Below are 12662 nucleotides of genomic sequence, written 5' to 3' on the forward strand. Positions count from 1 at the left end.
TACGATCGGTCCGGTGGTCGTCGAACATCTCCGTAAAATCACCAAACTTCCGCTGGATGTTCATCTTATGATCGTCGAACCCGAAAAATATATCACCGCTTTTCGTGATGCCGGCGCCGATATCATATCTGTACATCAGGAAGCGTGCCCTCATCTGCATCGCACACTCCAGCAAATACGCCAATCCGGGGCTAAAGCCGGCGTGGTGCTCAATCCGTCCACTTCGCACGACACGCTGCAGTGCGTACTTGATGATGTGGACTTGATCCTTGTTATGTCCGTTAATCCGGGATTTGGCGGTCAAAAATTTATTCCCCAAGCGGCACATAAAATACGCGCATTGCGAAATATGCTGGGCTCACGTAAGGTGTTTATAGAAGTGGATGGCGGAATAAATAATGAAACAGGATTGCAAGTTATTCAAGCCGGTGCGGATGTGCTGGTAGCCGGTTCGTATGTATTCGGCGCAGAAAATCCAAAGTCCAGAATACAATCGCTAAAACAACTACACGCTTCAACAACCGGCGTTTAATTTTTGAGCCGATCAAAACAAGTATTTTATAATTTTTAAAAATACGTTCTACGCTTAAGGGTATAATTTATGATGCCTTTGCCTCCGTTTGAATTTGCAGCGCCCGCGACATTAGATGAGGCCGCCAAATTATTGGATCAGCATAAATCGCATGCCAAAATTTTGGCCGGCGGTACGGATCTCATTCCGAGCATGAAAAACAAATTGTTTGAACCGCAAGTGCTGATCGGCATCGGTAATATTCCCGAGATGAAAAAAATCGAGTACGATCCTCAAAAAGGACTCACTCTCGGCAGTTTGGTAACCATCACGGATATCGGCCATCACCCGCATATCACCACTCATTATCCCGTTCTTTCCGATGCGGCACGTAAAATTGCAACTCCGCTTTTACAAAACAAAGGCACGATCGGCGGCAATATTCTTCTCGACACGCGTTGTTATTATTATAATCAATCGCATTTCTGGCGTAAGGCCATCAATAATTGTCTGAAAAAAGAAGGCGATGTATGCCGTGTCGCTCCGAGCGGTCATCGCTGTTATGCGATTTCTTCAAGCGATACTGTACCGGTATTGTACGCGATGAATGCGTCGGTAACACTGGTCCATGCGCACGGTCAACGCACCGTACCGCTGCGCGCGTTTTATGAAAACGACGGAATGAAGTTTAACAAATTGGAACCCGGCGAAATATTATCTCAAGTGCATATACCGGTGTTACCAAAAGGGTTTCGCGGTGCTTACATGAAACTGCGCCGCCGACAGACCATTGACTACCCCATGCTCGGTGTTATGATCGGTTTGCAAATGGATGATAAAAATATTTGCCGCGATGCGCAGATTGTTTTAGGCGCCGTATTTTCTATGCCCTACGAAGTCAAAGCCGCGCAGGACATGCTCACCGGTCAAACCATTACCGAAGACCTGATCGAAAAAGTCGCTGACATCGCACACCAGGAGGCCAAACCTCTGGATTTGACCAATTTCCGACCGGCCTATCGAAAACGTATGGTTCGCGTTTTTGTTAAACGTATTTTGAATGTTTTGACACAAAAAAACACCTACGTGGAAGAAATTTTAGCTTAGTTTTTTGAATCACATATAAGATCTATGAATATTCTCGTTATAGGGTCCGGCGGACGTGAACATGCTTTGGTTTGGAAAATCGCCCAATCGCCGCGTGTTAAAAAAATCTATTGTGCTAACGGCAACGCCGGCATACGATCGTTAGCCGAATGTATTGCCATTAAGCCGGAAGACATTCATGCACTCGCTGATTTTGCCGCATCTCACACAATTGATTTGACTGTCGTCGGTTCAGAAACTCCGCTCACACTGGGTATTGTTGACCTTTTTGAATCACGCGGACTTAAGATTTTCGGACCCTCCGCCAAAGCGGCCGAAATCGAAGGCAGTAAAGCCTTTTCCAAACAATTGATGAAAAAATACGGTATTCCTACCGCAGCCTTTGAAACATTTGATAACGCCGATCAAGCGAGATCATGGATACGATCTTACGACAAACCCTGCGTCGTAAAAACAGATGGATTAGCGGCCGGGAAAGGCGCTATCGTCTGCATGAGCACGTCCGAAGCGCTTGACGCGGTGGATCAAATCATGTCGGGCAAACAATTTGGTTCCGCCGGATCACAAATCGTCGTTGAAGCATTTATGGAGGGTGAAGAAGCTTCTATTTTTGCCGTAACGGATGGAACGGGTTACGTCGTACTTCCGGCCGCACAAGACCATAAACGCGCACTGGACGGAGATCTCGGAAAAAATACCGGCGGTATGGGCGCCTACGCACCGGCACCCGTCGCCACCCATGTGGTGATCGAACGTACCAAAAAAGAAATTATCGAACCCACACTGGCCGCTATGGCCCATGAAGGTCGAACGTATAAAGGTGTGTTATATTGCGGCATCATGGTGACTCCCGATGGTCCCAAAGTGGTCGAGTTTAATTGCCGTTTTGGCGATCCCGAATGCCAAGTTTTGATGATGCTGATCTCATCCGATATCGTCGATCTTTTCCAATCTGTCGCGGATAACAATCTTGATCCGTCCGCCGTAACCATAAGCGATGCCCATGCAGCTTGTGTCGTAATGGCCTCCGGCGGCTACCCGGACGCGTACGCCAAAGGAAAAATCGTCAACGGATTACATACGCCATTACCTGAAAATTGTGCGGTATTTCATGCGGGAACGGATTGGAATGGAAACAACATTATCACCAATGGCGGCAGAGTCTTAGGCATTTCCGCTACAGGCGCCGATCTAAAAAAAGCTTTGGATACTGCCTATACCGTAACGCGAGAAATTCATTTTGAAAATGCATTCTATCGCAAAGATATCGGACATCGTGCTCTAAAAAAATGAAACCACTATACCATATATTTTTTTGCACCATTATTGCAGCAAGTATCGGCGGAGTCATCGCGTTGGCTCAAGCACCGATGAAACTCAGTTACGGTACGGCTAACAAAGAAGTCATACCTGTTTTCACGGGTGATCAGGAATACGTTTCTATTAAAGAAGTGATCGCACTGCTGGATGCCGGTTTTTTTGAAAATACCGCCAAAAAGAAAATGGTGTTTACTTCCAATCAGCACCAATTTAAAGTCACAGGTTTAAATGCGTTTGTCGTCGTAGATGAAAAAACAACCTTACAAATGCCGGTTATCACGCAGTACATAGATGGCGCTATCTTTGTTCCGGCTGTTTATTTTTTTAGCGCTATCAATGCATATCTCTCTACGCCGGTCGTCATCAATGGCGAAAAAATAATCGCAAAATCCGCACCGGCAATCAAAGATACGATTAAAACCTCGGCTGTCAGTATTTCCCCAAACCTGAAAGACGTTATTTTCGAAAAGAAGAAAAACGGTCTTTTGATGCGCATCAAAACGGACGGGCGCTTTCAATCGTCAGACGTTGAAATTTGGCGTAATAAAAACTGGTTATACGTGACGGTCTCCGGCGGGTATCATTCGGACTTGTTGGCCAAAGACATCAAACTATCCGAACAGTACAAACTGATCAAAGAAGCGTTGATATTTCAGCATAAAAACTCGACACAGTTTTCATTTCAGCTTAATTCCGATATTGCCGGTTACGATATCTCCGTGGATGATAAGAAGGATGAGATTTACGTCGCATGGCGCATTCATCAAAGCAGCGATCTGGAGTTTGACAATGGCGGATCAGGGACCGGTGCGATTGATAAAGACCAATGGAAGATCAATAAAATTGTGATTGATGCCGGCCATGGTGGCAAAGATCATGGCGCTTCGGGCAAAGGTGGGACGAAAGAAAAAGATATTACGTTGAACATTGCCCTCAAAGTGGGTAAGATCATTGAAGAGCGGCTAAAAATCCCTGTCGAATACACACGTGATACGGATACGTACATCACGCTTAAAGGACGTACGCAATTCGCCAATCAAAAGAACGCTAAATTATTCGTCAGTATCCATTGTAACTCCAATAAAAGCCGTAAGGCCCATGGATTTGAAATCTTTTTTCTATCGCCAAGCCGCAATGCCGAAGCGTTGGCTGTCGCGCGAAAAGAAAACGAAGTGATTGATATGGAAGACGATAAACATCATTACGGCGATTTTACTGACGAAAAATTTATTCTCGCCAATATCATGCAAAGTGTTTTCGTCAAAGAAAGCGAAGAATTAGCTTCTTATGTTTCCAAAGGTATTGATAAACAAGTGGACATCACCAATCGCGGCGTAACACAAGCGCCGTTTTATGTATTGATGGGCGCCTCCATGCCTTCGATACTCGTCGAAACAGCATTCATATCCAATCCGGACGAAGAAAAATTCCTCAAATCGGAAGCAGGTCAGAAAAAACTTTCCGAAGGTATCGTGGACGGCATCAAAACGTTCATTGATATATACGAGCGAAGCAACTGATCTTTCTCACCTAACCGCCAAGCCCTGCCTTCATAAAATCAATCTTAACAATATACCGTATTTATGGTATTGTGAAGCCTACGTAGATATGCGTATGTTAGCGCTGAATGATGGTAATTGGTTCTTATCATCGAAAAAATACAACTCTCGAATAAAATAGTTTGTGCAAACTCACATGACGCAGTCAACACCTGTATTATCGGAAGCGCTACGTAAACATTTATCCATTGCGGCTAATGAAAAAAACCGTGAACTAGGAATGAAATATTATTCTGAAAATATGGATGACTACGATTTTCTAGGATATAACAATGAAAATGATCACGTGGCTTTCGTTTTTCGTTGCCGTCGTTCATTTTCGTCGCTAACACTTAAAGTTCCCCGCAAACAAAGAACAGCTGAAAACTAAAACACCGTTTTTACGGTTAGCATAAATCCCTCTCAAATCCCGATGTATAACACGTCGGGATTTTTTTATCAGCGGCTATACACTTTTAATACTTCAAAAAGACGATCCATGTCGCTTTTTTGATTATAAAGATAAGGAGCGACACGAATAGCGTTTCCCCGAATACTTACGTATATCTTGTTTTCTGATAATTTCTGCCCGATGTCAGACGGCATCGAAGTTGCATGACGAATGCCCAACAAATGCGGAATGCGTTCACTATCGGAAGTCGTTACCCAACCTAAACTATGTGCACTTTGCGCAGCATACGATGTCAGATCAAGCAGGCTTTCGGATATTGCTGAAACTTCCCACGTTATGATTTGACGTAATCCGGCGATGGCCATGGGCACATTGATAAAATTAGAAAACTCACCCATGTCATAGCGCCGCGCACCTTGACGAAATTTGTCCGTGTATTCGATTAACCGGGAAAAATTTTCACTGCCAAAACGATTGAGCCAAGAATATTCGATCGGAGTGCCTTCCTGCCATTTCGGATCAACATATAAATATCCCAACGAATAAGGTCCGAGCAACCATTTGTATCCTACCGAAATCAAAAAATCAGGGCGGATTTTTTCTATAGGAATCGGAAATGCGCCCAGCGATTGGCTTGCATCAATAACCAGTGCAGCCTTGGCAGAACGAGCTTTTTGCGAGACACGCTCCAAATCAATTCGGGCACCGTCCGTCCAGTGGCAATTAGGAACGGCTACTACGGCTGTTTTTTCATCAATATTCTCACAGATGGCTTCCGTCCAATTCAGCTTATTAGTTCTATGTACGACCCGTAGCGCTGCACCGCAATCTTTTGCTTTATAATACCATGCGTAATAATTCGACGGAAACTCTTCGTGCAAAACCACGATATTTTGGTCCGAACGCACCGTTATGTTTTTTGCCGCTATCGCCATGCCATAACTTACTGAAGGAATGATCGCCATATCATCCGATGCTACGCCGACAACCTGAGCGATAAGCCCGCGTAGCGTCTCGCCATCTTCAAACCAATGTTGTGGCGTATAATTCCATGGTGACGATTTGGCACGTACCGATTGTAAACCGATTTCGGTCATAGCGCGAAGTTGTGGAGCAAAAAACGCATGATTGAGAAAGGTCACCTCATCAGGGATATCAAAAAGATGCTTTTGCAGCGGTAGTTTTTTGGTCATAATATTTCCAAATGATTTTTATAAAAATGTCCCAAAAGTTCTAATACGTACCCGTTAAATAAAAACGGAATAAAATATTTCACTTTTGGGACAATCGTTATTCGTAAATATAAAACTATTTACCGAACACCTCTTTAAAAAGCGCTGCCATATCCGCCCATGAATCGGCGTCAGCCTTAGCATTATAAGCTAAAGGTAAATTGAATTTTTTACCCAGTGAATCAACCGCCGGGTTGGTAAAGCCGTGTACGGCACCGTCATAGGATTTGAATGCATAGTTGACTTTAGCTGCATCCATTTCTTTTTTGAAACCTTCGATATCTTTTTCAGAAACAAATTTATCGGCAGCGCCATTACATACCAGGACACGACTTTTCACTACCCCCTCTTTCGCCGGTTCTGCTGCACCCAGGCTTCCGTGAAAACTCACGACCGCTTTCATATCAATACCCTGACGGGCCATATTGAGTACTACGCCGCCGCCAAAACAATATCCGATAGCCGCGATATGGGATGCGTCCACATTAGGATTATTCTTCAATGTTTCGACCGCTTTTTCAAAACGTGCTTTAGCGCCTTTGAAGTTCTTCATGGTTTCGGATGCAAATTTTCCGGCGTCTTGCGGATGCTCTGCTTTTTTTCCATCGCCGTACATATCTACCGCTAAAGCCACATATCCCATTTCAGCAAGCATTTTAGCGCGTTGACGGGCATATTCATTGTGACCCCACCACTCATGCACGACGATCACACCGGGACGTTTGCCCGTTTGCGCTGCATCATAGGCGATAAAACCTTTCATGGTAATATTATCCGCCGCATAACTGATCTCTTCACCCGTAATGTTTTTAGCCGCGACGGTCGTTGCTTCCGCTTTTGCCGGTTCTTTTTTGGCCGGTTGACAGCTCATCAAAACAGCCAAAGCCATGACGGCGATACGATGGATTCTCATACGCGCACTCCTTGTGTTAGGGTTAATATTTTAACAGAGAAACTGTAAAACCTATAAGGATTTTTTCCAAGCGTGCAATTCAAAGAGAAGATGTTGCGAGGCCAATTGATATTCGCCCTGATAAATTTCAGTGGCTTGCTTTTTGAACCCGCTTAGAGCCAGATTCAAAACGATACCGGCTATTTTATGAAAATGCGCATGCAATTCGCGAACCGTAGTGTAAAAATGATCGTCTTTGTAATCCGTTTCGATCATGTGAATCCATTTCCCAAACGCGCATTGATCATCAACGGACACTTTATCCACAGCCCACACACTATGCCCGGTTTCAATCGCCGCCATGAGACGTTCTTTCCACAGCTCGTGAGCCGCGATGGCATTTTCTATTTCTTCCAACAGCGCGTGCATCAATCAATTCTTATCCGCTTTTACGCGATCCATAAATTGATTAAAAAGATAATCGCTGTCATGCGGTCCGGGACTGGCTTCCGGATGGTACTGGACGGAAAAAAGCGGCAACTCCCGATGCCGAAATCCTTCGAGTGTGCCGTCATATAAATTGAAATGAGTCAGTTCGATTTCTTTCTCATTCAACGTTTTAGGATCAACGGTAAAACCGTGATTCTGCGAAGTAATCTCGATGATCCCTGTGGCTAAATTCTTTACGGGATGATTCGCTCCGCGATGGCCAAATTTTAATTTATATGTTTTTGCACCTAAAGCGATTCCAAGCAATTGTTGACCAAGACAAATACCGAATACCGGTTTTTTACCGATAAATTTTTTGATTTCAGGGATGACATAGTCAACGGCTTCCGGGTCGCCGGGTCCATTGGATAAAAATATTCCGTCCGGATTACTTGCCAAAATTTCATCCGCTTTTGTTTTGGAAGGAAATACTTCGACCACGCAGCCGCGTTCGACAAATTTTCTCAAAATATTTTGTTTGACGCCAAAATCATATACCGCAATTCGATACGGATGAGTTCCCGTAATATTTTCCCGGAACTGCCACATTTCCGCATTCGGTTCAGACCATTGATATTTAGTTTTACAAGTTACGGCATCCACATGGTTAGCACCTTCCATCCGCGGCGCATTTTTCACTTTTTCCAATAACCGCTGCACGCTTGTGTCCGTCGTCGAAATAATCGCACGCATCGCGCCGAAGTTGCGGATATGGCGCGTGATAGCGCGTGTATCCAAACCCTCAATGCCCATGATACCGTTCTTTTTGAGCAGGTCGGATAACGAGTGGGATGAACGCCAATTGGACGGATAATCGCAAACTTCTTTGACGATCAACGCTTTGGCTTGCGGTCCACGCGATTCAAAATCCTCGTCGCTGATCCCATAATTACCGATCAAAGGATACGTCATGACGATCATTTGGCCGTAATACGACGGATCGGAGACGATCTCCTGATAACCCGTCATGCTGGTATTAAATACGATTTCGCCGGTCGCCTCGCCATCCGCACCGAAAGACCGCGCCTCATAAAATGTGCCGTCTTCCAGCACAAGCAATGCTTTGCTTTTGTTTGAATTCACCTTATATCCTCTGTAATATTTTTTTTGCAATGTTGGGGTAATCGGTAATCAATCCGTCCACACCGAGATCGATCATGCGCTGCATTTCTTTTTCATCATTGACCGTCCAGGGATATACTGCGCAACGCGCTTCCCAGGCTCGCTCCATCAGCAATGCATTGACACCGACGGAATTGGGATGCCATGAATCTACAACAAGCCCTTTAGCTAAGCGATGATTGAGGTTGGGCAACCGTTTTTCATAAATAAAACCCATGCGCATGTCGGGATCAATGCGTTGGCATTTTTTGACGACAAGGGGATTGAATGACGAAATCACCACTTGTTTGCGCATATGCATATTGTATATCAAATCAATGACCCGTTCTTCGATTTTTCCGCGCAAGGGCATTTCGCTTTTGATTTCGATATTTACAAAAACAGGTTTACCTTGAAAAACCGTCAACACTTCCTTCAGCGTAGGGATGCCTGTTTGAACACGGTCCGATCGCAACGTAAGTTTTTTCAACTCTTCCAATGTTTTGGTTCGCACCATGCCGCGCCCTGTAGTCGTAAGCCGGTCTAGGCGAATATCATGAAAGACCACCAGCTCTTTATCGCGCGTCAGGCGTACATCCAGTTCGACACCGTCATACCCTTCATCCACGACAGCCTGAAAACCCGGTAACGAATTTTCCGGAAACCCGGAATATGTCACACCGCGGTGCGCCATGATCATGATATGCTTCGGAGCGATCACGTATTTTTGCCTTCGATGACTTTTTGATAATAATCTATGTACTGTTGCACGACACGGTCCGTACCGAAATTATCAACAACCCGTTGGCGTGCGTTGGCGCGAAATCGCTGGTACAATTCCTGATCCGTAAGTATTTTGACCACATCCGCAGCCATCGCATCGACATCGCCGATTTTTTCGAGATAACCGGTTTCGTTGTGAATATTCACTTCCGAAAGTCCGCCGGCATTGGAGGTGACACAGGGTACACCCGCCGCCATGGCTTCCAGTGCGGCCAAGCCAAAACTTTCTTCTTCGCTTGGTAAAAGAAAAACATGCGCACAACAAATCAATTCAGCAACCGCTTCTTGTTTACCCAGAAAAACGACATGCTCATCCAATCCGAAATCTTGAACCAGCTGTTCGCACATGCGCCGCTCCGGACCGTCACCGATCAAGAGCAACTTGGCATTAATGTTTTCTCTTACTTTGGCGAAAATTTTCACCACATCACCGACACGCTTGACCGGACGAAAATTACTGATGTGCATGATCAGTTTTTCGTGATTGGGCGTGATGCGGCTCAAAAAACCATGTGAACTGTCTTCGGGTTTATCGTGGGGACGATATTTTTCCGTATCAACAAAATTGGGTATTACTTCGATTTTTCGGTTGGGCTTAAATTCGCCGTACGTGCGGTTACGCAGATATTTTGACACCGACGTAGTACCGTCGCTTTCGTCAATACTGAACTTAATCAGATTTAAAAACGAACGATCCATGCCCAGCAATGTAATATCCGTTCCGTGCAACGTCGTGACGGTTTTTAAGTCTTTGATGCGATTGTTTTTTCGGATGATCTGTTTTGCCAGATACGCGCTTGGCGCATGCGGTATGGCATAATGTACATGCAGTAAATCCAAATCCTCAAATTCCGCGACTTCAGCCATACGTGCCGCCAATGAAAGCGAATACGGCGAATGATCGAATACCGGATAATTCATCACTTCGACGGCATGAAAATAAATGCGGTCACGAAACGTATTGAGACGAAAAGGAATATCGGAGGTGATAAAATGAATATCATGGCCGCGCTTGGCAAGTTCGATGCCCAGCTCGGTCGCTACGACACCGCTGCCGCCATACGTCGGGTAACACGTTACGCCTATTTTCATATAATCAATCTACCGTTTTCTAAAAAAAACATATACGACGTATAACACAACGATCACTGGCAGACCATACTGATTGATTTCCGGTGACGCCCACTGAAACAGGTTAAGCACGATCAAAAGAAGGAGCGCTCCGATGACCGACCAACCAAAAATCTGCCACATACGTTTGCGACGCGTATCGGATGCGGCTTCGCCGGATGTTTCTTCATCTTGTATATCCGGTTGTGACGTATCTTCATTCATAATTTATCGGCTGATTTTGATGATTTTGAGTTCGAGTTCACCGGCCGGAATTTTGACTTTGGCCACATCGCCGACTTTTTTTCCGAGCAATCCTTTGGCAATAGGCGTATTCACCGATAGTTTGTTATTTTCCCAATCGGCTTCATTATCCGGAACTAACGTATAAGTCAGTTTTTCTTTGGTTTTAACATTTTGCAAATCAACGGTCGCAAGGATATATACTTTGTCAGTGGGAATTTCGTCTTCTTTGACTATGACGGCATTCATCACTTTCATTTCCATTTCATTGATTTTGCTTTGCAATAACTGCAGCTCTTCTTTGGCCGCATGATATTCCGCATTTTCTTTGAGATCCCCGTGCTCCCGCGCCACCTGGACACGATTGGCAATTTCGGGACGTTTAACATTTTTAAGATGTTGAATCTCTTCTTTGAGCTTTAATAAACCCTCGTGGGTCACATAGAACTTGGACATTCGCTGACAGACTCCTTTTCGTTACGCTAAAATAGGGAATATGGATGATTGCATCGGTGTGCCGGTCACCAAAACATCTTTTTTGTCTCCGACATACACATTCACTTCGGTACGCACGCCGAAGTCGCCTACAAAATAAATTCCGGGTTCGATCGAAAAACATGTACGCGGAATAATGCGGCGATTATCTTTGGTTTCAAGATTATCAATATTGGCGCCGTTGCCATGCACTTCTTCACCGATCGAGTGGCCGGTACGGTGAATGAAATATTCTCCATAACCATGCTGGACGATATGCGCACGGCAAACATCATCGATTTTCCAACCCGGAAGCGGACGATCGGCGGCGATTTCTTCTTTTATAAAAGCGATCGCGGCATCGCGTGCGCCGACAACCACATCAAACACTTTGGCAAATTTTTCGGGTACCGTTTTGCCGACAAAACCCATCTGCGTATAATCGGCATAAACGCCGCGCGGATGATTTTTCTTGGCCCACCAATCAATGAGCACCAAATCCCCTTCATGGATTTCTTTACAATGATCTTTTGTCGGCTCATAATGCGGATCGCCGGCATTTTCATTGACAGAGCAATTTGGCAAGTCGCCCGTGGTTAACCCGCGTTCGATAAATTGGTTGTGAATAAATTGCTGTACATCGTATTCGGTGACTTTTTGGCGACCGGTTATTTTTTCACGAATAAACCCCCACACTTGCGGAATGATATCCGTCAAGGCTTTACCGGCTTCGACGTGCAATTGCAATTGCTGATCATCCCAAGTCGAATCAAAATATTGAACCAGATCGGCGGAAGAAACGATTTCGGCTTGCGTGGTTTTTCTGACCAATTCGATTGTACCGGCATCCACGATAGCCACATACGGAATGTTACATTCAGGCGAATATTCCATCGCAATTTTTTTATGCCCTGCGGTGACGGCCTTTAATCCGGCTTCAAGATCCTGCCAACTGGAAAAGATCACTTTTTCACCCGGCAACGTATCCAAAACATAACGCTCTATGCCGTGAACAAGTTTTTTGGGTGTACCTTGCGCAGGAATGTAATAAAAAAATCGGCGCTTTTGTGTCAAATGTTCCGGTATGCTCAGAATGCTAGATGCGACCGGATTGTTTTTTCTAAAACTGTACAGCAGCCACCCGTCGTACCCGTTACGCGCAATATCTTTTTGTATTCTCTCAATGCGCTCATTGATGTTACCAGTTGATTGTGCCATAATATCCTCGTTAAAAATGTCGAAATCCCGCCGGTTCTAAGATTTTACGATTGCCTGATGCATCGGTGATCACTACCGATGTGCCGGCGACGATCGTACCGATGGCGTGAATATTGGTTTTTAATATTTTCTTTGCTTTGACAAATTCCTTAGGAGACATGGTAAGTAATAACTCATAATCTTCGCCGCCATGCAATGCCCACATCATAGAATCTTTTTTCAGCACATCGCT

General features: G+C 44.9%; 15 protein-coding genes. 5 read left to right on the forward strand and 10 right to left on the reverse strand.

Translation table 11 applies throughout. The features are described 5' to 3' along the window. The 5 genes from rpe to HUU58_15700 form a co-directional block, all read left to right on the forward strand. The coding region (rpe, locus tag HUU58_15680) for a ribulose-phosphate 3-epimerase (GenBank protein NUN47114.1) at positions 1-532 on the forward strand (532 nt) is incomplete at its 5' end. Positions 533-601: 69 nt separating this feature from the next. Beyond that, positions 602-1618, forward strand: coding sequence for an FAD binding domain-containing protein (locus tag HUU58_15685; GenBank protein ID NUN47115.1), 1017 nt, complete (start codon positions 602-604; stop codon positions 1616-1618). A gap of 24 nt (positions 1619-1642) precedes the next feature. Continuing rightward, positions 1643-2911, forward strand: coding sequence for a phosphoribosylamine--glycine ligase (gene purD, locus HUU58_15690; GenBank protein NUN47116.1), 1269 nt, complete (start codon positions 1643-1645; stop codon positions 2909-2911). Then, the gene (locus HUU58_15695; protein ID NUN47117.1) at positions 2908-4458 is read left to right on the forward strand and encodes an N-acetylmuramoyl-L-alanine amidase; all 1551 of its coding nucleotides are present in this window, start codon (positions 2908-2910) and stop codon (positions 4456-4458) included. The genes purD and HUU58_15695 overlap by 4 nt, the downstream gene beginning before the upstream one ends. A gap of 175 nt (positions 4459-4633) precedes the next feature. Beyond that, positions 4634-4867 carry a hypothetical protein gene (locus HUU58_15700; protein ID NUN47118.1) on the forward strand — a complete coding sequence of 78 codons (234 nt, stop codon included), beginning with the start codon at positions 4634-4636 and terminating at the stop codon, positions 4865-4867. 68 nt (positions 4868-4935) lie between these two features. On the opposite strand, the gene HUU58_15705 is transcribed toward HUU58_15700, so the two are convergent. The 10 genes from HUU58_15705 to HUU58_15750 form a co-directional block, all read right to left on the reverse strand. Then, on the reverse strand, positions 4936-6081 hold the full coding sequence (locus HUU58_15705) for an aminotransferase class V-fold PLP-dependent enzyme (GenBank protein NUN47119.1): 1146 nt from the start codon (positions 6079-6081) through the stop codon (positions 4936-4938). 115 nt (positions 6082-6196) lie between these two features. Beyond that, positions 6197-7033: a dienelactone hydrolase family protein gene (locus HUU58_15710; protein NUN47120.1), complete on the reverse strand. Its 837-nt coding sequence runs from the start codon at positions 7031-7033 to the stop codon at positions 6197-6199. 51 nt (positions 7034-7084) lie between these two features. After that, entirely contained in the window at positions 7085-7441 is a 357-nt protein-coding gene (locus tag HUU58_15715) for a CZB domain-containing protein (GenBank protein NUN47121.1), read from the reverse strand. Between the two features lie 3 nt (positions 7442-7444). Then, a complete protein-coding gene (gene carA, locus HUU58_15720) occupies positions 7445-8584 on the reverse strand; it encodes a glutamine-hydrolyzing carbamoyl-phosphate synthase small subunit (GenBank protein ID NUN47122.1) in 1140 nt (379 codons plus the stop codon). A gap of 1 nt (position 8585) precedes the next feature. Further along, positions 8586-9323: a hypothetical protein gene (locus HUU58_15725; GenBank protein ID NUN47123.1), complete on the reverse strand. Its 738-nt coding sequence runs from the start codon at positions 9321-9323 to the stop codon at positions 8586-8588. Beyond that, complete coding sequence (bshA, locus tag HUU58_15730; protein NUN47124.1) at positions 9320-10477, reverse strand: N-acetyl-alpha-D-glucosaminyl L-malate synthase BshA; 1158 nt, start codon at positions 10475-10477, stop codon at positions 9320-9322. The genes HUU58_15725 and bshA overlap by 4 nt, the downstream gene beginning before the upstream one ends. A 9-nt stretch (positions 10478-10486) precedes the next feature. After that, entirely contained in the window at positions 10487-10720 is a 234-nt protein-coding gene (locus HUU58_15735; GenBank protein NUN47125.1) for a hypothetical protein, read from the reverse strand. 3 nt (positions 10721-10723) lie between these two features. Further along, positions 10724-11194 (reverse strand): transcription elongation factor GreA, encoded by a 471-nt coding sequence (greA, locus tag HUU58_15740; GenBank protein NUN47126.1) that lies wholly within the window; start codon positions 11192-11194, stop codon positions 10724-10726. Between the two features lie 21 nt (positions 11195-11215). Next, a complete protein-coding gene (locus HUU58_15745; GenBank protein NUN47127.1) occupies positions 11216-12430 on the reverse strand; it encodes an aminopeptidase P family protein in 1215 nt (404 codons plus the stop codon). A 10-nt stretch (positions 12431-12440) separates the two neighbouring features. Continuing rightward, the coding region (locus HUU58_15750) for a hypothetical protein (protein ID NUN47128.1) at positions 12441-12662 on the reverse strand (222 nt) is incomplete at its 5' end.

This window comes from bacterium (assembly GCA_013360215.1).
Lineage (GTDB): Bacteria > CLD3 > CLD3 > SB21 > SB21 > JABWCP01.

Coding starts and splice junctions, on each gene's coding strand:
- HUU58_15685 (NUN47115.1), top strand. CDS start 602: ATGATGCCTTTGCCTCCGTTTGAATTTGCAGCGCCCGCGACATTAGAT.
- purD (NUN47116.1), top strand. CDS start 1,643: ATGAATATTCTCGTTATAGGGTCCGGCGGACGTGAACATGCTTTGGTT.
- HUU58_15695 (NUN47117.1), top strand. CDS start 2,908: ATGAAACCACTATACCATATATTTTTTTGCACCATTATTGCAGCAAGT.
- HUU58_15700 (NUN47118.1), top strand. CDS start 4,634: ATGACGCAGTCAACACCTGTATTATCGGAAGCGCTACGTAAACATTTA.
- HUU58_15705 (NUN47119.1), bottom strand. CDS start 6,081: ATGACCAAAAAACTACCGCTGCAAAAGCATCTTTTTGATATCCCTGAT.
- HUU58_15710 (NUN47120.1), bottom strand. CDS start 7,033: ATGAGAATCCATCGTATCGCCGTCATGGCTTTGGCTGTTTTGATGAGC.
- HUU58_15715 (NUN47121.1), bottom strand. CDS start 7,441: ATGCACGCGCTGTTGGAAGAAATAGAAAATGCCATCGCGGCTCACGAG.
- bshA (NUN47124.1), bottom strand. CDS start 10,477: ATGAAAATAGGCGTAACGTGTTACCCGACGTATGGCGGCAGCGGTGTC.
- HUU58_15735 (NUN47125.1), bottom strand. CDS start 10,720: ATGAATGAAGATACGTCACAACCGGATATACAAGATGAAGAAACATCC.
- greA (NUN47126.1), bottom strand. CDS start 11,194: ATGTCCAAGTTCTATGTGACCCACGAGGGTTTATTAAAGCTCAAAGAA.
- HUU58_15745 (NUN47127.1), bottom strand. CDS start 12,430: ATGGCACAATCAACTGGTAACATCAATGAGCGCATTGAGAGAATACAA.